Annotated in this window: 18 protein-coding genes; 13 read left to right on the top strand and 5 right to left on the bottom strand. The window is 58.6% G+C overall.

Annotated elements, in window-relative coordinates; all coding sequences use genetic code 11:
- The first annotated feature begins 171 nt into the window (after positions 1-171).
- The 7 genes from AC0N03_RS13110 (at position 172) to AC0N03_RS13140 (ending at position 7,084) form a co-directional block, all read left to right on the top strand.
- Positions 172-582: a hypothetical protein gene (locus tag AC0N03_RS13110; protein WP_474289258.1), complete on the top strand. Its 411-nt coding sequence runs from the start codon at positions 172-174 to the stop codon at positions 580-582.
- A 512-nt stretch (positions 583-1,094) separates the two neighbouring features.
- Positions 1,095-2,183 carry a sugar ABC transporter substrate-binding protein gene (locus tag AC0N03_RS13115; protein ID WP_474289364.1) on the top strand — a complete coding sequence of 363 codons (1,089 nt, stop codon included), beginning with the start codon at positions 1,095-1,097 and terminating at the stop codon, positions 2,181-2,183.
- Positions 2,184-2,254: 71 nt separating this feature from the next.
- Positions 2,255-3,811 carry a sugar ABC transporter ATP-binding protein gene (locus AC0N03_RS13120; RefSeq protein WP_474289259.1) on the top strand — a complete coding sequence of 519 codons (1,557 nt, stop codon included), beginning with the start codon at positions 2,255-2,257 and terminating at the stop codon, positions 3,809-3,811.
- On the top strand, positions 3,808-4,794 hold the full coding sequence (locus tag AC0N03_RS13125) for an ABC transporter permease (RefSeq protein ID WP_474289260.1): 987 nt from the start codon (positions 3,808-3,810) through the stop codon (positions 4,792-4,794). Before AC0N03_RS13120 ends, AC0N03_RS13125 begins: the two co-directional genes overlap by 4 nt.
- 8 nt (positions 4,795-4,802) lie before the next feature.
- On the top strand, positions 4,803-5,789 hold the full coding sequence (locus AC0N03_RS13130) for an ABC transporter permease (protein WP_474289261.1): 987 nt from the start codon (positions 4,803-4,805) through the stop codon (positions 5,787-5,789).
- Between the two features lie 150 nt (positions 5,790-5,939).
- Positions 5,940-6,383 (top strand): baeRF12 domain-containing protein, encoded by a 444-nt coding sequence (locus AC0N03_RS13135; protein WP_474289262.1) that lies wholly within the window; start codon positions 5,940-5,942, stop codon positions 6,381-6,383.
- Between the two features lie 152 nt (positions 6,384-6,535).
- A complete protein-coding gene (locus AC0N03_RS13140) occupies positions 6,536-7,084 on the top strand; it encodes a CAP domain-containing protein (RefSeq protein ID WP_474289263.1) in 549 nt (182 codons plus the stop codon).
- Positions 7,085-7,158: 74 nt separating this feature from the next.
- Here AC0N03_RS13140 and AC0N03_RS13145 read toward each other — a convergent pair whose 3' ends face one another.
- Positions 7,159-8,091, bottom strand: a complete 933-nt coding sequence (locus tag AC0N03_RS13145) for a hydrogen peroxide-inducible genes activator (protein WP_474289264.1) — start codon at positions 8,089-8,091, stop codon at positions 7,159-7,161.
- Positions 8,092-8,236: 145 nt separating this feature from the next.
- Here AC0N03_RS13145 and katG point away from each other — a divergent pair, with 145 nt between their 5' ends.
- A complete protein-coding gene (katG, locus tag AC0N03_RS13150; protein WP_474289265.1) occupies positions 8,237-10,441 on the top strand; it encodes a catalase/peroxidase HPI in 2,205 nt (734 codons plus the stop codon).
- Between the two features lie 139 nt (positions 10,442-10,580).
- Here katG and AC0N03_RS13155 read toward each other — a convergent pair whose 3' ends face one another.
- Both AC0N03_RS13155 and AC0N03_RS13160 read right to left on the bottom strand, forming a co-directional pair.
- Entirely contained in the window at positions 10,581-10,829 is a 249-nt protein-coding gene (locus AC0N03_RS13155) for a hypothetical protein (RefSeq protein WP_474289266.1), read from the bottom strand.
- Positions 10,830-11,226: 397 nt separating this feature from the next.
- Entirely contained in the window at positions 11,227-12,315 is a 1,089-nt protein-coding gene (locus AC0N03_RS13160) for a tartrate dehydrogenase (protein WP_474289267.1), read from the bottom strand.
- A gap of 460 nt (positions 12,316-12,775) precedes the next feature.
- Here AC0N03_RS13160 and AC0N03_RS13165 point away from each other — a divergent pair, with 460 nt between their 5' ends.
- A complete protein-coding gene (locus AC0N03_RS13165; protein WP_474289268.1) occupies positions 12,776-13,915 on the top strand; it encodes an alanine racemase in 1,140 nt (379 codons plus the stop codon).
- A gap of 36 nt (positions 13,916-13,951) precedes the next feature.
- Here AC0N03_RS13165 and AC0N03_RS13170 read toward each other — a convergent pair whose 3' ends face one another.
- Complete coding sequence (locus AC0N03_RS13170; RefSeq protein WP_474289269.1) at positions 13,952-14,926, bottom strand: ornithine cyclodeaminase family protein; 975 nt, start codon at positions 14,924-14,926, stop codon at positions 13,952-13,954.
- Positions 14,927-14,959: 33 nt separating this feature from the next.
- A complete protein-coding gene (locus AC0N03_RS13175) occupies positions 14,960-15,748 on the bottom strand; it encodes an SDR family NAD(P)-dependent oxidoreductase (RefSeq protein WP_474289270.1) in 789 nt (262 codons plus the stop codon).
- A gap of 340 nt (positions 15,749-16,088) precedes the next feature.
- Here AC0N03_RS13175 and AC0N03_RS13180 point away from each other — a divergent pair, with 340 nt between their 5' ends.
- From AC0N03_RS13180 to AC0N03_RS13195, 4 genes are all read left to right on the top strand, one after another.
- A complete protein-coding gene (locus tag AC0N03_RS13180; protein WP_474289271.1) occupies positions 16,089-16,973 on the top strand; it encodes an NAD-dependent epimerase/dehydratase family protein in 885 nt (294 codons plus the stop codon).
- 171 nt (positions 16,974-17,144) lie between these two features.
- Positions 17,145-18,383: an ABC transporter substrate-binding protein gene (locus AC0N03_RS13185; protein WP_474289272.1), complete on the top strand. Its 1,239-nt coding sequence runs from the start codon at positions 17,145-17,147 to the stop codon at positions 18,381-18,383.
- A gap of 149 nt (positions 18,384-18,532) precedes the next feature.
- The gene (locus AC0N03_RS13190) at positions 18,533-19,432 is read left to right on the top strand and encodes a carbohydrate ABC transporter permease (RefSeq protein WP_474289273.1); all 900 of its coding nucleotides are present in this window, start codon (positions 18,533-18,535) and stop codon (positions 19,430-19,432) included.
- Positions 19,432-20,259 carry a carbohydrate ABC transporter permease gene (locus tag AC0N03_RS13195; RefSeq protein ID WP_474289274.1) on the top strand — a complete coding sequence of 276 codons (828 nt, stop codon included), beginning with the start codon at positions 19,432-19,434 and terminating at the stop codon, positions 20,257-20,259. The genes AC0N03_RS13190 and AC0N03_RS13195 overlap by 1 nt, the downstream gene beginning before the upstream one ends.
- Positions 20,260-20,272: the final 13 nt, after the last annotated feature.

Genomic DNA, 20,272 nt, shown 5'->3' on the forward strand with positions numbered 1-20,272 from the left:
TTAACCGCGTCCTGTTTGAATTCTTCTGTGAAATTGGCATTACCCATGACGATCTCCTTGCCTCATTTTTAAGGGACAAGGTGTCTACAATTCTAGGGGCTATTCAGTGACAGTTTCATTGTCTCAGGCAACGTGAGCTTCACTAATGTCACAACCAATAACGTGACAATAGTGAATAAGGCAAATGTGACGGTCTCGAATGCAACGCTGAACCTTGCCAATGGCACCAGCGCGACGGTGACGGGTTCCAACGACACGCTGGTCATTGGCAACACCACCAACACAAATGTCACTGCTGCAGCCGGACACACGAACGACATGTTCCGGTTTGGCAATAACTTTGTATCGTCCACTTTGTCGGGGTTTGTTTCAGGCAATGCTACGGGTCATGATATGATTTCGTTTACAGCAGCTGATTTTACCTTCAACGGCAATACCAGCTACTGGAACAACCTTTATAACCACGCGGTGCAATCAGGCTCCAACCTGGAGATCACGGACTCGTGGGGTGACAAGCTGACAATGATAAATATGAACCTTTCGATGCTTGCTGCCAGCAGCGCCTCATTCAGCTTCGTATGATGCTGAAGCGGAGTCCTGTCGTTATGTGTTAGGTTTTGCGATACATGTTTTGAAGCGGCCAGCAGGCGCGCCCGATCATGTGCCGTAAGATTCTCAATTCCGGGCTCCTTCAGGCCAGATTTCCTCTATCGGGCATCCGCTGCATCTCTTTGCAGCGGGTGTCTGATGCTTTGATAAAGCCCTGTCTTGCCGGCCCTGTGATCTGAGCCGAAGTTTTTCATATTCGGCGCAGATTTTGCTCTCTGGGCGGGGACGCCAGACGGGCCGGAGTCAGAAAAATTTCTGCACAATGAGCGGTACACGGAACCGATTTGGACTCTTGCAAAAGCCCGGCGCGTGGTTTAGCTTTTGGCTGTTGCTGACATTCTAGAATACATCATTTGATATAATCACAGAGAGAAGCCGAGAATATCGGTCGGTTATGGAAACGCTGCTTGTTTGAAAAGGGAGGATTACTGATGAAGTCGTTTTTTGCCGTAAGCTCCGTTGCCGGCCTTGGAGCCGCATTGCTGATGACCAGCGCGCTCAGCACGGCCGCACTGGCCGCAGGGCCTCAGATTGTCGCCGGTCCGGCGGCTGACGCCAAATGTTATGTCCCCAGCGCGAAGGATACGAAGTTTTTCCAATATCCTGCCAAGAAGGGGCCGTATCGCATAGCTCTTGCCAATGGTTACATCGCCAATACCTGGCGCATTCAGATGGTGCAGACGGCAAAGGCTTATGCGGCCCAGCCTGAAGTCAAGGCCATGCTCAAGGAATTTAAGGTTGTTTCAACCGGCGAGGATGTCGCCGCCCAGATTTCGGCTGTGAATAATTTCATCGATTCCGGCTATGACGCTATTGTTATCGATGCGCAGAATCCCGAAGCCTTTGCGCCTGTCATCAAGCGCGCCAAGGCGGCTGGGGTCATTCTCGTGGCCTTCGACAACATTCTCAACACGCATGACGCGATCAATGTGAATGTCGATCAGAAGGGTCTTGGCGTGCTCTGGGCCAAATGGCTGATCGACAAATTGCCGAAGGGTGGCAAGGTTCTTGAAGTGAGGGGCGTAGCCGGAACTTCGGTTGATACGGATCGCCACGCCGGCATCAAGGAAACGCTTGACGCCTCCGGCAAGAAATGGAGCGTTGTGGAAGCAGTTGGCAAATGGGACGATGGCGTTGCGCAGAAAGCTGCCGCCGATGCCATAGCCGTGCAGGGGCCGTTTGACGGGATTACCGCGCAGGGCGGCGATACGGGTGTGGTTCAGGCGCTGATCGACGCCAAGCAGAAATTTGTGCCCTTTGCCGGTGAAACTGAAAATGGCTTTCGCAAGTTCTGCGCCAAATATGCCTCGCAGGGATTGTCCTGCACCTCGGCTGGCAGCGGACCGGCACAGGTGGCCGTGGCGATGAAGACAGCGCTCGATGCATTGCAGGGCAAGACCATACCGCAATCGATCCTGCTGCCGCTGGCGATCACGTCCGATCCGGATTTCAAAGACGGCGTAAATTTCTATTCCGACCAATCCGACAATTTCTTTGTCGGCAATTCATTCCCGACCTGCGGCATTAATTTCAATGCGCAGGAAATCATGGGGCAGACCAAGGAAAACCAATAATCCTTCCGGATTGACGAAAGCTGTGTCGTGGGGCCGTCGGCGCCCCACGCTCTTTCCAAAGGGGTTTTCTGATGGCTGATGCAGGCCCTCTCCTGCAAATGGAGGGGATTTCAAAGCGTTATGGCGGCGTGCGGGCTTTGCAGGATGCAAGCCTGACCGTCTATGGCGGCCGTGTTCATGCCATTCTGGGTGAGAACGGCGCCGGCAAATCAACATTGATCAAGATTATGTCGGGCGTGGTGGCGCCCGATGAAGGACGTATTCTGCTGGATGGCCGGCAAATCAGCTTTGCCAGTCCGGCAGCTGCCAATGCGGCCGGAATTGTCTGCATCTTTCAGGAATTGTCGCTCATTCCCGACCTTTCAGTCGCGGATAATATTGTCATCAGCGATCCGCCGACACGATTTGGCATGATTGACCGGCGGGAACAGCGCCGGATAGCCGAGCAGGCGCTGGCGCGGGCGGGGGGCGAAGACATCCATCCCATGGCGCCGGTCAAGGATCTGCCTCTGTCGCGCCGGCAGATCATCGAAATTGCCAAGGCCCTTGCCCGCAAGCCGCGTCTGCTCATTCTCGATGAAGCCACATCGGCGCTGACTGCGTCCGATGTGAATAAAGTGTTCGGTGTACTCAATCGCCTGCGCGACGAGGGCCTTGCCCTGCTGTTCATTTCGCATCGCATGCATGAAATCGCCGAGATTGCCGACGATTGCACGATTTTCCGCAATGGGCGCAATGTCTCGACCTACAAGGCGGGGTCAAAAACCGACAATGAAGTCGTGGAACTGATGATCGGCCGCGAATATAGCCATGTCTTTCCGCCCAAGCCGCTCCTCGCTGATGTCGCTGCCAGGACTCCGGCGCTCGAAGTGCGCAATATGTCCTGGGCGGGTAAGCTCAGGGATATTTCGTTCAAGCTGCATCCGGGCGAAATCGCAGGGCTTGGCGGCCTTGACGGACAAGGCCAGCGCGAATTGCTGCTGGCGTTGTTCGGGGTGTTGCGCGGCGTTGCGGGTGAGGTGCTCATCGACGGCAAGCCCGACCATATCCGCAGCCCGCGTGAGGCAAAATCGGGCCGGGTCGGCATGGCGCTCATTCCTGAAGACCGAAAAACCGAGGGGCTCATGCTGCCGATGTCGGTGGCGGACAATCTGTCTTTCGCGGCGCTGGGGCGCATGTCGCATGTTGGCATTATCGACAGATCTGCGGAGCAGGCGGCCATTAGCGAAATGATCAGGCTGCTCGCGATCAAGACCGATGGCGCCGAAATGGCGGTCGGTTCGCTTTCGGGCGGCAATCAGCAGAAGGTTGTGATTGCAAAATGGCTGATGACATCGCCGCGCATCATCCTGCTCAATGATCCGACGCGCGGAATCGATGTCGGCACCAAGCAGGAGATCTACGCGCTGCTGCGCAGACTGGCGGATTCGGGGGTGGCCGTGCTGCTGTATTCAACCGATTACGATGAACTCATCGGACTGTGCAGCAAGGTGCTGGTGTTTTACGATGGCGGCATAAAGCGCACTCTGGCCGATAATGAGATAAACGAGCGCGCGTTGATCGCCAGTGCGCTGAATATCGATGTGGAGCCAGACGATCACGGCCGGGTCAAAGAGGTTGCATCATGAACGACTGGCGTTACCGGCTGGCCGAATGGCGAGGGACATTGCTCGCCTTTCTGCTGTTTATTGTGATGTTCACGATCTACAGCAGCAATCATCCGGCGGGCTTCTCGGCCAATGTGGTGCAGACAGCGGCCAACAAGGCCGTTCTGCTGGCCTTTGTCGCCATGGCTCAGACCTTTGTTGTTCTGACGGCGGGAATCGATCTTTCGGTCGGAATGGTTTTCATTCTGGCAAGCTGTCTTGCCTCCTATGTGGTCGTCGGTTCGATATGGACAACCCTTGGCGGGGTCTTGCTCGTGCTTCTTTCGGGGCTGGCCTGCGGGGCGGTCAATGGGGTGATCGTCGTCTTTGGCAGGTTGCAGCCGATCGTCGTGACCATTGCTTCCGGCGCTGTCTATTTCGGGCTTGCGCTCTGGCTCCGGCCCGATCCCGGCAGTTCAGACGTCTTCAATTCCGATTTCGCCGATCTGTTCACCGGGCGCCTGCCGCTGGGCATACCCTCCAGTCTGGCGACGCTTTTTGTGATCATTCTGTTGATCTGGGTGCCATATCGCCGGTCGAAGCTCGGCCGGGCGGCCTATGCGGTCGGCTCGTCGGAACTTGCCGCCTATATGTCCGGTGTGCCGGTGCGCCGGGCCAAATTCATGGCCTATGTCTTGTCCGGGCTTTTTGCCGCGCTCGGCGGCCTCTTCCTGACTTTTTTCACCTATTCGGGCGAAGCGTCGCTGGCGAACGGCAATACCTATACCCTGTTTTCCATCGCGGCTGTAGTTCTGGGCGGTGTTTCGCTGTTCGGCGGCAGGGGCAGCGCGCTGGGGGCCGTGTTCGGGGCGCTGGCGTTCCGCACGATCGGCGACCTGCTTTTTGTATTTGATCTTGATCCGCTCTGGCAGCCGCTGTTTCAGGGCATCGTTCTTGTCATTGCGGTATCCCTTGGTTCGGCCCGGCTTCTGCAGGTGCGGAACCGGCTCGATCTTTTTTCGTGAGGCGCTGAATGAGCACAGGACACTCTCCCGCAGCCAAAACCGGGCGCGGCGCCATGTTCAGCAAATTCGACCCGGCTGTGGCGACGGCCTTTGGCTGCATAGTGGTGCTGCTGCTCGTCGGCAGTCTTTACTCGTCCAATTTTCTTTCGCCCGAATATTTGCTGCAGCAATTGAAAGTGGGCTCCTTCCTCGGCGTCATCGCCACGGGCATGATGATTGTCATTCTGCTGGGGCAGATCGATCTTTCCGTGCCCTGGCTGGTGACAGCAGGCGCGATGATGAGTTGCGCCGCCGCATCCTACGGTTGGTTCGGCTCTCTTCTCGCCATTCCGTTCGGCATCCTGTGCGGGGTTGCGCTGGGGCTGGTCAACGGGATCGGTGTTGCTTATCTGCGCATTCCCTCGATGATCGTCACCTTGTCGATCAATGCCGTGGCGCAGGGCCTGATGGTTGTCTATACTGGCGGGTTCTCGCCAAGAGACACGGCAACGCCGGCGATGCGCTTTCTGGCAACGGGCACCACTGTTTTTGGCATTCCCAACGGCCTTATCGTCTGGGCGCTGGTCGGGCTGCTGGTTGTCTTTCTCCTCACCCGCACGGTCTTTGGCCGTTGTGTCTATGCGATCGGTAACAGGGAGCAGGCCGCTTATCTCTCCGGCGAGGATACGCAGAAAGTGGTGCTGTATGCCTTCGCGCTCTCCGGCGGGCTGTCAGCTTTTGGGGGCGAATTGCTCGCGGGCTATGCAAGCAAGGCGGCGCAGTCGATGGGCGATGCCTATCTCCTGCCCGCGATTGCCGCTGTCGTGCTTGGCGGCACCTCGATATTGGGTGGCAAGGGGCGGTATATAGGCACGGTTGCGGGTGTAATCCTGATCACATTGCTGCAATCCATTCTCTCCGTTATGCAGATTGCCGAATTCGGGCGGCAGATCATTTATGGCGTGGTCATCATTGCCATGCTGCTGCTTTATGGACGTGAGAAGGCCGTGCGCTGAGATTGATGAAAATCAAAGCAACCTTTTCGATTTGCGCCTTCAATCGGGCTGAGGTTTTCGGGCGTCTCCAGACATGGCGCTTTCGGCACGGATTCCGTTGAAACCAGACAATTGTCCGATGGCATTGTCCAGCCTTCCGGAGAGGTTCAAATGACCAAGATCATTCTGTCCAAAAATACACATCTGCTCGTTGCTGATGGCAAGCGGGCCTTTGTTTATCTCAACGAGGGCACGGCGGACGCGCCGCATCTCAAGGTCGTGCGGGCCTTCGCTCAGGATAATCCGGCAACCAGCCGGCAGGGTACCGACGCGCCGGGCCGGTTTTTCTCGGGGCCCGATGGCCGGCGCGGCGCTGCGGGCGATACGGACTGGCACGAACAGGCCGAGCGTGAATTTTCAAAGCTGGTCGCCTCCGTCGTGGATGAAAGCGATTATGAGCCGCCGATCGAGAGGCTCGTGCTGGTTTCGCCGCCCCGTATGCTGGCCAGCCTGCGGGCCGATCTGACCGACAGGGTCAAGCATCTCGTCATTCATGAGATCGACAAGGATCTGACCAAACATCCGACGGATCAGATCGTCAGGGTGCTGACGTGAGCGGGCTTGTGCGCGTCTGAATGCGTGAATTTGGTTCTGAGGAAAATGATCTTCCGGCTGAAAATTCTTTTCCGGTCGCTGAATCTGCACTATAGCAGAGGCGTGCCGCACATGTTTTTGCCCCATCCCCGATAAGCCGGAAATCGTTTTTCATGCTTCTTTCGCGTGTCCTTGCTGTTGTGTGTCTTGCTTTTGGCCTGTCCGCCTGCATGACGATCCCGCCTTCAGAACGAGCGTTTGCGCCTCAGGACGTTACGGCGCAAGCGCTGGAGCCTTTGAACGCCTTTCGCGCCCAGAACGGCCTCAGCCCCGTCGCCGCCGATACCGCGCTTGTGCGGGTGGCGGCCCGTCAGGTTGTGGCCATGGCGTCGCGGGATGTCTTGTCGCATGAGGTCGATGGCGATTTTGCCGCGCGGATCAATGCCGCCGGGTTCTCGCAGGCTGCCGCGGCTGAAAACGTGGGCGCCGGGCATCCGACGGTTGACAGTGCGATCAGGGCTTGGATTGCCTCGCCGCATCACCGGGAGAACATGCTGCTCAAGAATGCAGCGCGGGTTGCCGTTGTCCGGGTGGACGCGCCGCAGTCGCGCTACCGGTCTTACTGGGCGCTGGAAATTGCCTCCGATCCGGCAAAAAACAACAGCCGGCCTTCCCTCGGCCTGTCTGCGCTTTCGTTTCTGCCGCAGGTCTCCAGCAATTAGGCTTGTTGCCGCTCGATCAGATCCCGCGTTTCCGGCCTTCGCTGAAAGGCTCTCGGACAGGGGTGAAGGCGCGCTCACATCGTAGCCGATGGCCAGTCCGGGCTCTGAACCTGACGCTGCAGGCTGGCCGAACGGCGCACGACTTCGGAAATCTGCTGCAGTTGCTTGGCCAGCGGACTTGTCCTGCGCCAGACCATCCCTATCGTTCGCGAGGGCTGCGGATCGCTGAACCGCGAGACCGACACTTTGGCCGAGCGCGTTTCCACAGCCACCGCCATTTCCGGAATCAGAGTGACGCCGATGCCGGCGCCCACCATCTGCACCAATGTCGACAAGGAACTGCCGTCCAATAATTCCCGTTGCACGGTCGAATGGATGTTGCAGAAGGACAGTGCCTGATCGCGAAAGCAGTGCCCCTCCTCAAGCAGAAGCAGCTTCATCTCGCGAAGCGCCTCCCGGTTGGGCACCGGCTTGCCCTCATCCTCGCCGGGCCGCACGAGAACGAAATTTTCGGCGAACAGGGCCACCTCGGTCAGCGAGGGCTCGGACACGGGCAGGGCAACAATCGCCGTATCAAGACGGCCTGCGGCCAGTTCCTGTATCAGTTTTTGCGTCAGCGTTTCGCGCACATGTATTTCAAGGCTGGCGTTCATGCGCGTCAGGTTGCCGATGATCGTCGGCAACAGATAGGGCGCGATCGTCGGAATAACGCCGATGCGCAGACGCCCCACCAACTGGTCGCGGGCGGCGCGCGCCAGATCTCCCAGTTCGTCGACCGATTGCAGAATGCCATGCACCCGCGAAGCGAAGACCTCGCCGAAATTGGTGAGCCGGATCTGACGTGCGCCCCGCTCGAAAAGCTCCGTGCCGAGCGTCTGTTCCATTTCCTTGATCTGCAACGACAAAGCCGGCTGGGATATGGCGCAGGCATCGGCGGCGCGTCCGAAATGGCCATGTCGCGCCAAAGCCTCGAAATAGCGAAGCTGTTTGAGCGTCAGATTGATCATAAGGACACCTTATCGTCGTAATCAGGAAATACAACTTAAGCTAATGGAGCGGCTTTGATAAGCTGCATGTGGGATCGACAGGGAATGCAGGTGCAATCTCTGCCGCACATCACGACACTTCACGTCACGCTAATGGGAGAAGACCATGAACGACACAGCAGGCAAATGCCCGATGGGCGGCGCGCGCCGTCAGAGCGCCACCGGGAGTTCGGCTAATCAACGCTGGTGGCCGAACCAGCTGAACCTGCGGATTCTCCACCAGAATTCAGCCTTGTCCGACCCGATGGGCGAGACGTTCAGCTATGCCGAGGCATTCAGGAGTCTCGACCTGAACGCGCTCCGGCAGGATATTCTTGCCCTGATGCGCACGTCGCAGGACTGGTGGCCGGCCGATTATGGCCATTATGGGCCATTTTTCATCCGCATGGCTTGGCACAGCGCCGGAACCTACCGGATCAGCGATGGCCGCGGCGGCGCGGGATCGGGCGCGCAGCGTTTTGCTCCGCTCAACAGCTGGCCGGATAATGCCAATCTCGACAAGGCGCGGCGGCTGCTCTGGCCGATCAAGCAGAAATATGGCCGCAAGATCTCCTGGGCCGACCTGATGATTTTCGCCGGGAATTGCGCGCTCGAATCGATGGGCTTCAAGCCATTCGGCTTTGCTGGCGGACGCGAGGATGTCTGGGAGCCTGAGGAGGACGTCTATTGGGGCTCCGAAACCAAATGGCTCGGCGACGAGCGTTATTCGGGCGACAGGCAGCTTGAGAACCCGCTTGCCGCCGTGCAGATGGGCCTGATCTACGTGAATCCGGAAGGCCCGAACGGCAAGCCGGATCCGCTGGCCTCTGCGAGGGATATCCGCGAGACTTTCGCACGCATGGCCATGAACGATGAGGAGACCGTGGCGCTGATTGCCGGTGGCCACACTTTTGGTAAGGCGCATGGCGCGGCTGATCCGTCCAAATATGTCGGCCCCGAGCCTGAGGGCGCAGGAATCGAGGAACAGGGACTGGGCTGGAAGAACAGTTTTGGCCGCGGCAATGCGGGCGACACGATCACCAGCGGTCTTGAAGGCGCCTGGACCACCAATCCGGTGAAATGGGACAATAATTATTTCGACAATCTGTTCGGTTACGAATGGGTGCAGACGAAAAGTCCTGCTGGCGCGACGCAGTGGGTTCCCAAAAATCCTGAGGCGGCCAATACGGTGCCCGATGCACATGACCCGTCCAAGCGCCACACGCCGGTGATGTTCACCACGGATCTTGCATTGCGGATGGACCCGGTTTACGGGCCGATCTCGAAGCGCTTCCATGAGAACCCGGATCAGTTCGCCGAGGCTTTTGCCAAGGCCTGGTTCAAGCTCACGCACCGCGACATGGGCCCCTATGTGCGGGGACTGGGGCCGCTGGTGCCGTCGGAGCCGCAATTGTGGCAGGATCCCATTCCGGAGGTCACTCACGAACTGGTCGACGAAAAAGATATTGCCGCACTGAAGACCAAAATACTTGGTCTGGGCCTGTCCGTTTCGCAGCTGGTCTTTGCGGCATGGGCCTCGGCAAGCACGTTCCGCGGTTCCGACAAGCGGGGCGGGGCCAATGGCGCGCGTATCCGTCTTGCGCCGCAGAAGGACTGGGCGGTCAATGCTCCGGCTGAGCTGGCGAAAGTGATCGGTGCGCTCGAGACACTCCAGAAGGCGTTCAACAGCGCGCAATCGGGCGGTAAGCGGGTTTCGCTCGCCGATCTTATCGTTCTGGCTGGCGGTGCGGCCATCGAACAGGCCGCGAGAAACGCCGGGCACGAGGTGCAGGTTCCCTTCACGCCGGGGCGCGCCGATGCCGCGCAGGAGCAGACGGATGTCGAATCCTTTGCCGTGCTGGAGCCAAAGGCGGACGGCTTCCGCAACTATGTTGGGGATGGGCTTTCGCAGCCAGCGCCTGAACTGCTTGTGGACCGCGCGCAATTGCTGACGCTCAACGCACCGGAGATGACGGTGCTGATTGGCGGTCTGCGCGTCTTGAACGCAAATACCGGCCATTCCGCACATGGCGTATTCACCAGCCGGCCCGGAACGTTGAGCAATGATTTCTTTGTCAATCTGCTCGATATGTCCAATGTCTGGACGGCATCGCCCGCGACACCGCATGTCTTCGAGGGACGCGACCGTGAAACCGGCGCATTGAAATGGACCGGCACCGATGTCGATCTGGTTTTCGGCTCGAATTCCCAGCTGCGTGCAATTGCGGAAGTCTACGCCTGTGACGATGCCGGCACGTCTTTCGTGCAGGACTTTGTCGCGGCATGGACCAAGGTGATGAATCTGGACCGCTTCGATCTGGCCCGTTCCTGAAAGCGCTCAAATCCGGGCAATGCGCCGTAAGCGCCATGTCCGGGCTCCGACAGCCTGAAAATGCCGCTCGATGCGCGGCCGTGAAAAGAAAATGGCGCCCAGCGGCGCCATTTTTTGCGATATACGCGACTAGCTGTGCTTAGTGGTAAGCGTGGACGGTGTCCGTTACGCTGCGCTGCTGAGCCGGAACCTTGAGGATCGAATCCGCATTGGTCGGATAGGTTACGACGTAGCCAGAGGCGTCGACCGTGCCGGTGGAAGCTGTCGGGGAGAAGTCGACGGCAGCCGGGCGGGTTTCCTGATTGCTCGGGCCATGGTTTCCGGCAAATGCGGCAGTTGTCAGCAGGCCCAGGCTCAGGGCGGCGACCGAGATCTTGATGAACTTCATGATATGTACTCCGTTTTTTCTTGTTGTTCAGCGATTTAAGACTGCGGAGGGTCTCTGTTGAGAAGTCCCCGCCGCTGATGGACAAGAGATAGGCCGGAAACCTGCGATAGAGAATATTCAGTGCGAGCAAATGATAATTGACAAATGAGCAATAATAACCCCTTGAAAGGCAAATTTCCGCCACATTTAAAAACAGATCTGCGGCGCTATTTTTGATTTCAAACAAGTTTTACATGTGAAATTCCGCCGCGGCGGGCAATGCTTATGTCGCTGATCGCGCGAGCAAAATTGTTAGAATGGGCGCTTTTTGTGAAAGCTGGCCTCGGAGTGCGATCCAAGGTGGACGGCGCCCAAGAACTCAGGCTGCCCCGGCAAGGCTGCCGGGGCCGTGGCAGGTCTATTCGGTCCGCAGTGCTTCGTTCCGGCCCTGGATGGTTTCAATCACGGCGTGCGTTACCTCCGCCGTGGTGGCTGTGCCGCCGACGTCCGGCGTCATGATGCCCGCAGCGCAGACGCGGTCCACCGCCCGCATCAGATCGCCGGCCGCCTCCGCTTCGCCGATATGCTCAAGCATCTGCGCGGCCGTCCAGAAGGTCGCGATGGGGTTGGCTATGCCCTTGCCGGTGATATCGAACGCTGAGCCATGAATCGGCTCGAACATCGATGGGAACCGGCGTTCGGGATCGATATTGGCGGTCGGGGCCACGCCGAGGCTGCCAGCAAGCGCCCCCGCCAGATCAGACAGAATGTCGGCGTGGAGATTTGTCGCCACGATCGTGTCGAGGCTCTGCGGCTTCAGGGTCATGCGCACGGTCATGGCGTCGACCAGCATTTTATCCCATGTGACATCGGGAAATTCGGCTGCGACCTCCGCGGCGATCTCGTCCCACATTACCATGCCGTGGCGTTGCGCATTGGATTTCGTGACGACTGTCAGCAATTTGCGCGGGCGCGCCTGCGCCAGTTTGAAGGCATAGCGCATGATGCGGGCGACGCCGGTGCGGGTGAATACAGCCACTTCGGTGGCCACTTCCTCCGGCAGCCCGCGATGCGAGCGGCCGCCATGGCCGGAATATTCGCCTTCCGAATTCTCGCGCACGATGACCCAGTCCAGATCGCCGGTCCTGACGCCGGCCAGCGGCGAACTGATCCCGGGCAGGATTCTGGTCGGGCGCACATTGGCATATTGATCAAAACCCTGACAAATGGGCAGGCGCAAGCCCCAGAGCGTGATGTGGTCCGGCACATCCGGCGCGCCGACAGCGCCGAAAAATATGGCATCGAAGGGCCTGAGCTGCGCCAGCCCGTCGGCGGGCATCATCGCGCCGTGCTTCTTGTAATAGTTGGACCCCCAGTCGAAGCTGGTGAAGCTGAAGTTCACGTCGCCGCGACGAGCCTGCAGCGCATTGAGCACCCGGACACCCGCATCGATGACCTCAGGGCCGATGCCGTCTCCGGGAATCACGGCGATGGAATGGTTGCGCATAAGCTTTATCCTATCTTGATTGTGGCGCGCCTTTTCAGGCGGCAGCATCGATCTGGTTATTGGATGGGCAGGTCTAAGCCAATATCCGGGTGCGATGTCCAGACATTTTATTTTCGACACGCAACCGGCAGACTTGGGAAACGATCATTGATCATATGTTTGAGATTTTTAAAAAAGTAAACTAATTCAGATATTTGAACAATATTTTTCATATCGTCGCCGTATGGTGAGCCATTGCATACCGTCCTTGCATCATCCTAGAACGACACGGCATTGGGCAAACGGGTAATTTAGCCGGTAATCACAAGACAGCAGAAATGATTAAGACGCAGGCAGTCCGTCTGCGGCCTTGAATCATCCGTGGCCGAGAGAAAATGGAAACAGCCGTGAACCATTTTGAAGATAGATCAGCGCGCCTGTCGCCGGGTGGCAGCCTCACAGCGGTCCCTGGGGGTATGTCATGAAGCTCTCGCAAATCCCTACGCCTGCATTGGTGCTCGATCTGGCGAAGCTGCGCCGGAATGCGCGCCGCATGTCGGATGCTGCGCTCAGAAATGGCGTTGCGCTGCGGCCGCATATGAAGTCGGCAAAATCCATCGACGTGGCGCATGTGGTGCTCAACGGGAAGTCGAGCGGCATCGCCGTCTCGACACTGAAGGAAGCGGAATATTTTGCCGGGCACGGCATCAAGGACATTCAATATGCCGTCTGCATCGTGCCGGACAAACTGGAGCGCGCAGCAGCGCTGATGGCGCGCGGCGTCGATCTGACGCTTGCCACGGACAATGTCGGCGTGGCCAGGGCGATTGCGGCGCGGGGCGGCGAACTGGGCTGCCGCTTTCGCGTGCTGATCGAGGTGGACAGCGGCGAGAACCGCTCCGGCGTTTTTGCCGACTCCGCCGAATTGCTGGACATTGCGGCCATTCTCAAGGAGTCGCCGCATGCCGAACTGGCAGGCGTCATGACTCACGCGGGACATTCCTATGCATCGCGCTCGATCAAGGCGGTTGAGCAAGTCGCCAGCGACGAGAGAGGCGGCGCGGTTCACGCCGCGCATCGCCTGCGCCGGGCGGGTCATGTCTTTGACGTTGTCAGCGTCGGCTCAACGCCGACCGCGCTTCATTCCGCCGATATGTCCGAGGTCACGGAAGTGCGCGTCGGCGTCTATATGTTCGGCGACATGTTTCAGGCGCAGATCGGAACATGTTCTTTTGACGACCTCGCGGTTTCCGTGCTTGCCGAAGTGATTGGCCAGCGCGCCGAATTCGGCCGTATTCATGTCGATGCCGGCGGGCTGGCTCTTTCAAAGGACCGCAGCACGCAGGCCGTACCGAACGATGTCGGCTTTGGGCTCGTCACCGACGAGCACGGCCGCGTTTTTGATCCGCAGCTGATTATCAGCCGCGTCTATCAGGAACATGGCGAGATTGTTCTGGGGAATGTGCCGATGTCGGATATGCCAATTGGCCGGCGGGTTCGCATTTACCCCAATCACGTCTGCATGACCGCCGCAATGTACGACGGCTATCACGTCATCGATACGGAAAAAGCCGATCATCAGGAAGTGCTGGGCTTCTGGCCCCGGATCAACGGCTGGTAGGACAGGGCAAGCAAAAGGGGGCGCGAGCCCCCTTCATTACCAATCGGAGACGCGTGTGCCGAGGCCGCGCTGCCCGGCAAGTGTCACGGCAAGTTCGGCCACGACCAGATCCTGCAGGGAAACGCCGGTGCCATCGAATATGGTGATTTCATCTTCGCTTTTACGGCCCTGCGCCAGACCGGCGATAACTGCTCCGATCGTGCCGCGCAGACTGGCTTCGCTGATCAGCTTCTGCCCGTAGGCATGCTGACATTCGCCTATGGTCAGGGCCTGTGTCACCTCATCGACATAGACTGCAGCCGTGGCGATCAAGCGCGGATCGAGCTCCTGCTTGCCGCGGGTGTCGGCGCCCATGGCCGAGATGTGCGTGCCGGGGCGCACCCAGCCAGCTTCGATCAGCGGCGCCTTTGCGGGCGTCACGGTGACGATGATATCGCTGGCTGCAGCAAGCGCCTGCCGCTCGCTCTGCGGATGGAAGGTTAAACCGAGGCTCTCCACGAATGCGCCGAACTTTTCCAGATTGGCCGCTGAAGGGTCCCAGGCGAGGACTGTTTCGATAGGCCGGACCGCGCGGGTCGCAAGCAGCTGATAGGTCGCCTGCACGCCGGTGCCGATGATGCCGAGAGTGCGGCTGTCGGCACGGGAGAGATATTTGCTGGCCAGCGCGCTGGAAGCGCCGGTGCGGATGCCCGTGAGGTAATTGGCGCTGACAAGTGCCTTTGCCTTGCCGGTATCCTGATCGAACAGCAGTGTTGAGGACTGATGGTTGGTGACGCCTCTGGCACCGTTGTGCGGCCAATAGCCGCCGGCCTTGAGGCCGAGCACGCCCGCGCTCGCGTCATAGCCGGTCTTGACGCCGAACACGGCATCCTGATGGCCCAGTTCCTCGCGCACGACCGGATAATTGCGGGCCTGTCCGCGCGCCATCGCGGCGAAAGTCGCCTCAACGCAGGACAGGGCATCCTCAACGGAAACGAGATCGCGCAACAAGGATTCAGGAAGAATAATCAATATCAAGGCCCTCCGGTTGAAAGCAGTCTGGTTCTAAGGATTGATGTCGTCGATCATCACCTTCATGCTGGCCAGCAAGCCGCCATCGACGGGCAGCACGGCGCCGGTAATGTAACCGGCATCCTCCGAGGCCAGAAAGGAGACGGCACGGGCAATGTCGTCGGGCACGGCCACGCGGCCAAGCGGATACCAGCGGCCAAGCTTCTCAAACACATCGGGATCGCGCTCAAGCCGTTTCTGCCAGGAAATGGCGTCGGTGCGTACCGAGCCGGGACAGACGGCATTGCAGCGGATGCCGTGCGGGCCATATTCTGTGGCTATCGACATGGCGAGATTGATGGTGCCGGCCTTTGCGGCGCTGTAGGCCGGATTGCCGAAATAGCGCACGCCATTCACCGAGCTGATGATGACGATGGCGCCGCTTTTGCGCTCCACCATGAAAGGCAGCGTTGCGGCAATGGCGTTATATGTGCCGTTGAGATTGATATCGACTTCGCGCACCCAGTCCTGCGTGTTCATTTCCGCGAAGGTCGAGGTCTTGGTGTAGGCCGCATTGTTGATCAGAATTTCGACCGGGCCGAAGTTTTTTTCGACTTCGGCAATGGCCTGAGCGGTTACTTCCGGCTGAGTGAGGTCGGCGTGAACGAAATAGGCGGGAGTCCCCTGATCCTGCAGCAGGGCGCAGGTCTCCCGGCCCAGAGCCGCATCGATTTCGAGAACGGCAACTTTCGCACCCTCCCGCCCCAGACGCGTGGCGATGGCCCGTCCAATTCCGTGGCCGGCCCCGGTGACAAGAGCAATTTTAGCGGCGTGACGCGACAAGGATGGATCCTTTTTGCAGATAACGGCCCTTGAGGGGCGCAGATTCAGTGGTCCCGGACGTCAGAGTTTGTTGCGTTTCGTGTGAACCGTCTCCCGCTCCCCATTCATCCTTCGACACGCTCAGGATGAGGGGAGCGAGGCAAGGCTTGCGATTGTTTCCGTCAAAACGCAACATGCTCCAAAATCCCAGTTTGAAGTCTATTCACGCCAGAGCGGCACTGGCCAATGCCGATGCTACATAGTCTGATTAAATATTCGCATTCGCAAACAAACCAGCCCGGACTTAAGACTGCAGGATCAAGTCCCGTCCGGGGACAATCCAACTGAAAGGGACGCGATCATGAAGAACATCATTGTGACCGGTGGCAGCGGCAAGGCGGGCCGGGCCGTGTGCCGCGATCTGGTTGAGCAGGGCTATCAGGTTCTGAATGTCGATACCCAGCGCTCCAGCGATCCGTGCTGCCCGTTCTATAAGGTCGATCTCAATGATCTGGGCCAGACGATCGATGCTCTGCGCTGGACCGGCGGGCGCGATCATCCGTTCCGCCCCTTCCGTCAGGCGGATGCGGTTGTGCATCTTGCCGCCATTCCGGCCCCGGATCTTTGCCCCGAAGACGTGACCTTCCGCAACAATGTCGCCAGCACCTACAATATCTTTGATGCGGCCATGCAGGTTGGCATCAAGCGTGTGGTTTGGGCATCGAGCGAAACAACGCTGGGCCTTCCCTTCAGCCCGGATGCGCCGCCCGCCTATGCGCCTATCGACGAAGCCCATCCTCTTCGCCCGGAAAGCGCATATTCGCTCTCAAAGGTGCTGGGCGAGGAAATGGCCCGGCAGTTTCACCGCTGGAATCCGGATTCGACCTTCATCGGCCTGCGTCTCTCCAACGTGATGGCGCCGGAGGATTATGCGCGTTTTGAAAGCTGGCAGGAAACGCCGCGCTTTCGCGAATGGAACCTGTGGTCCTACATCGATGCGCGCGATTTCGCCCAGGCCGTGCGGCTCAGCCTGACGGTCGATTTTGTCGGCGCGGATCATTTCATCATCGCCAATGCCGATACGGTGATGCGCCGCTCCAGCGCTGCGCTGATGCGGGAGGTTTTCCCCGGCGTAAAGATGACCCGCAAGATCGGCGAGCATGAAACGCTGCTCTCCATCGACAAGGCAAAGCGCGTACTTGGCTTTGCGCCGCAATATTCCTGGCGCGACGCGGGCGCGCGTTAGAATGAACGCCGGGCGGCAGGCATGGCCTGCCGAATTCCGGCGCCAAGCTATGCCGTCGTTCTCATACCGTGATGCTATCTTTCTATTATCCACGGTCGCAGACGTAGCGCATACTGAAATGGTCAAACGCTGAAAATTTCTGAAAATGGCGCTAAATATTGGAGATGAGGCATGGGTTTTTCGTTTTTGAAGAAAGCTGCCGTTGTGTCGGCGGCGGCTCTGAGCAGCTTCTATTTGCAGACTACAGCATATGCCGCGACAACCGTGCATTTTACTGTCGCGGAATATAGTTCCTTTACTGGAAAGTATTATCAGGAAATGGCGGCTGCTTTCGAGAAGCAGAATCCCGACATCAAGATCGACATCGAGGTCGTGCCGTGGAACAATCTGCTCCAGCGCCTGACCACCGATATTGCCGGCGGTTCCGCTCCGGACATCTCCATCATCGGCACCCGCTGGCTGGTCGACTTTGCGCAGCAGGGCGTGGCCGAGCCGATGGATTCCTACCTTACGCCTGAGGTCAAGGGCCAGTTTATCGATGCCTTCATGGCGCCTTCGGTGATCAACGGCAAGACCATGGGCCTGCCCGTGGCCGCTTCGGCGCGCGCCATGATGGTCAATCTCGACCTTCTCAAGAAAGCCGGCGCCGAACCGCCGAAGACCTGGGATGAGCTCTACACCGCCGCCCAGAAGCTTTCGAAGCTTCCCGACACCTTCGGCTTCGGTCTGCAGGGCAAGGAAATCGAGACCGACGCCTATTATTACTATGCGCTCTGGACCTTCGGCGGCGATATTTTCACCAAGGACGGCAAGAGTGCGCTGACCACGCAGCCTGCGCTCGATGCGGCCAATTTCTACCGCAAGATGATCACCGAGAAGCTGACGCAGCCGTCGCCCACCAACTACAGCCGCGAGGATGTGTTCAACCTGTTCAAGCAGGGCAAGGTTGGCATGATCTTCACCTTCCCGATGCTGATCCCGCAGGTGAAGGCCGAGGCTCCGAACCTGCATTATGCAGTTCTGCCGTTCCCGACCAAGGCGGCTCAGGCCACCTATGGCGTGACCGACACGCTGATGATGTTCTCCTCGTCCAAGGTCAAGGATGCGGCCTGGAAGTTCATGAAGTTCTCCTATCAGCCGGAATGGCGTGACCGTTTCGACAAGGGTGAAGGCTTCCTGCCGGTGCTGAAGGCCAATGCCGCCGAGGATTACTACAAGACCGACAAGGACATTGCCGCCTTTGCCGCCGGTCTGCCTTATGCAAAGTTTGCTCCGACCATCGCGCACTGGGAAGAAATTGCCGATACGACGGTGCAGGCCCTGCAGAAAATCTATCTGGGTCAGGAACCGGTTGACAGCGCCATGAAGGCTGCGGCCACCAAGATCGATGAGATCCGGGCCAGCAAATAGCTCTCCCTGAAGGAAGAGGGGGGTATCCTCCCTCTTCCTTTTTTTTATTCTCAATTGTGTATTCTTGTTCCGGGCCGGCCAATTCCGAAAAGGCCGGTCATACGCCGAAAGGACTGTTCCGGAATGGCGGCTTCGATGAGGGAAACGGTATGAAATCGGTGTTACGGTCCGCGCCGCTGTGGTTGATATTGCCCAGTTTCGCGCTGACATTTTTCATCATCGGCTATCCGGTTCTTGATCTGGCCTGGAGTTCGGCGCATGAGGTCAGCCGTTTCGGCCTGTTGCAGGGCTTTTCCGGGCTTGCCAATTTTCAGGACGTGCTCAACGACCCGCTGTTTCTCGCCTCGCTGATCCGCACACTGATCTGGACGGGTACGGTCGTTGGCGCCACCCTGCTGATCTCCATGCCGGTGGCGCTGGTGCTGAACGAGGATTTCATCGGTCGCGGCCTCGCGCGCATCATCATCATGCTGCCCTGGTCGGTGTCGCTCACGATGACGGCGGTGGTCTGGCGCTGGGCTTTGAGCGGGCGCGCCGGGCTGCTTAATGCCACCTTGATGGATCTCGGCATCCTGAGCCAGCCTGTCGAATGGCTGGCAACCGCCAAACTGGCTTTCACCGTCGAGATATTGGTCGGGATTCTCGTTTCCATTCCCTTCACCACCACAATCCTGCTCGGCGGCCTCTCGTCCTTGCCACAGGATATCTACGAGGCGGCGCGGGTTGACGGCGCAACGCGCTGGCAGCAGTTCCGCAAGCTGACGCTGCCGCTGATGCGGCCCTTTCTCAACATCGCGGTGGTGCTGAACGTTATTTATGTGTTCAACTCCTTCCCCATCATCTGGGTGATGACGGAAGGCGGCCCGGCCAACGAGACCGATATTCTGGTCACTTATCTTTACAAGCTGGCTTTCCGTTTCGGTCAGCTTGGCAAGGCCTCGGCCGTGTCGCTGGTGATGTTCTTCATTCTGTTCGCTTTCACCATTGTCTATGTCGGGCTGGTTTCGCGCAACGCTGGCCAATCCTCTGAAGAGGGAGCAAATCCCTGATGTCCCGTCTTGTCCGAAGCATCATCTGCTGGGCGATCCTTTCGCCGCTCGTCGTCATCATCTTGTTTCCATTCGGCGTGATGTTCGTCTCCGCCGTGCGCCCGCGCGACGAATTGTTTACCTATCCGCCGACATGGACATTCAGCGCGTTCCGCTGGTCCAATTTTGTCGAGATGTGGGACAAGGTGAATTTCGGCGGCGCGTTGCTCAATTCGCTCTATGTGAGCATCGGCTCGACGCTGCTGGCGCTGTTACTGGGAATTCCTGCCGCCTATGCGCTTTCGCGCTACCGGTTTGGCAGCAAGAACCTGTATGAAAAGTTCCTGCTTGTGACGCAGATGATGTCGCCCATTGTTCTGGTTCTCGGCCTGTTCCGGCTGATGGTCAATTTTGGTCTGGTCAACAACCTGAATTCGCTGGTGCTGACCTATGCGGCGTTCAATCTGGCCTTCACCATATGGATGCTGCGCAGTTATTTCGATACTGTGCCCTACGAGCTGGAGGAGGCCGCCGCTATCGACGGCGCCACGCCCATCGTCAGCCTGTTCCGCATCTTCCTGCCGCTGGCGGTGCCTGCCATCGTGGTGACCACTATGTTCACCTTCATCAACAGCTGGAACGAATTCGTGCTGGCGCTGACCATGATGCGCTCTTCCGAAAATTATACCCTGCCGGTGATGGTCTTTGCGCAGGTCGCGGGCCGCTATCAGATCGAATGGCATCACGTGATGGCGGCAACTTTGCTGGCCACGGTGCCTGTCGCGGTGCTGTTCTCCTGGCTGCAGCGCTATCTGATCCGCGGCATGGCGCTCGGCGCGGTCAAGTAGGTTTATTTTTGCA

This window comes from Methylocystis sp. sgz306128, assembly GCF_056032725.1.

Bases quoted from the DNA above. Each gene is read 5' to 3' on its own strand.
- AC0N03_RS13180 (WP_474289271.1), top strand. From the start codon at position 16,089: ATGAAGAACATCATTGTGACCGGTGGCAGCGGCAAGGCGGGCCGGGCC.
- AC0N03_RS13165 (WP_474289268.1), top strand. From the start codon at position 12,776: ATGAAGCTCTCGCAAATCCCTACGCCTGCATTGGTGCTCGATCTGGCG.
- AC0N03_RS13145 (WP_474289264.1), bottom strand. From the start codon at position 8,091: ATGATCAATCTGACGCTCAAACAGCTTCGCTATTTCGAGGCTTTGGCG.
- AC0N03_RS13140 (WP_474289263.1), top strand. From the start codon at position 6,536: ATGCTTCTTTCGCGTGTCCTTGCTGTTGTGTGTCTTGCTTTTGGCCTG.
- AC0N03_RS13125 (WP_474289260.1), top strand. From the start codon at position 3,808: ATGAACGACTGGCGTTACCGGCTGGCCGAATGGCGAGGGACATTGCTC.
- AC0N03_RS13135 (WP_474289262.1), top strand. From the start codon at position 5,940: ATGACCAAGATCATTCTGTCCAAAAATACACATCTGCTCGTTGCTGAT.
- AC0N03_RS13155 (WP_474289266.1), bottom strand. From the start codon at position 10,829: ATGAAGTTCATCAAGATCTCGGTCGCCGCCCTGAGCCTGGGCCTGCTG.
- katG (WP_474289265.1), top strand. From the start codon at position 8,237: ATGAACGACACAGCAGGCAAATGCCCGATGGGCGGCGCGCGCCGTCAG.
- AC0N03_RS13185 (WP_474289272.1), top strand. From the start codon at position 17,145: ATGGGTTTTTCGTTTTTGAAGAAAGCTGCCGTTGTGTCGGCGGCGGCT.
- AC0N03_RS13190 (WP_474289273.1), top strand. From the start codon at position 18,533: ATGAAATCGGTGTTACGGTCCGCGCCGCTGTGGTTGATATTGCCCAGT.
- AC0N03_RS13160 (WP_474289267.1), bottom strand. From the start codon at position 12,315: ATGCGCAACCATTCCATCGCCGTGATTCCCGGAGACGGCATCGGCCCT.
- AC0N03_RS13195 (WP_474289274.1), top strand. From the start codon at position 19,432: ATGTCCCGTCTTGTCCGAAGCATCATCTGCTGGGCGATCCTTTCGCCG.
- AC0N03_RS13130 (WP_474289261.1), top strand. From the start codon at position 4,803: ATGAGCACAGGACACTCTCCCGCAGCCAAAACCGGGCGCGGCGCCATG.
- AC0N03_RS13115 (WP_474289364.1), top strand. From the start codon at position 1,095: ATGACCAGCGCGCTCAGCACGGCCGCACTGGCCGCAGGGCCTCAGATT.
- AC0N03_RS13120 (WP_474289259.1), top strand. From the start codon at position 2,255: ATGGCTGATGCAGGCCCTCTCCTGCAAATGGAGGGGATTTCAAAGCGT.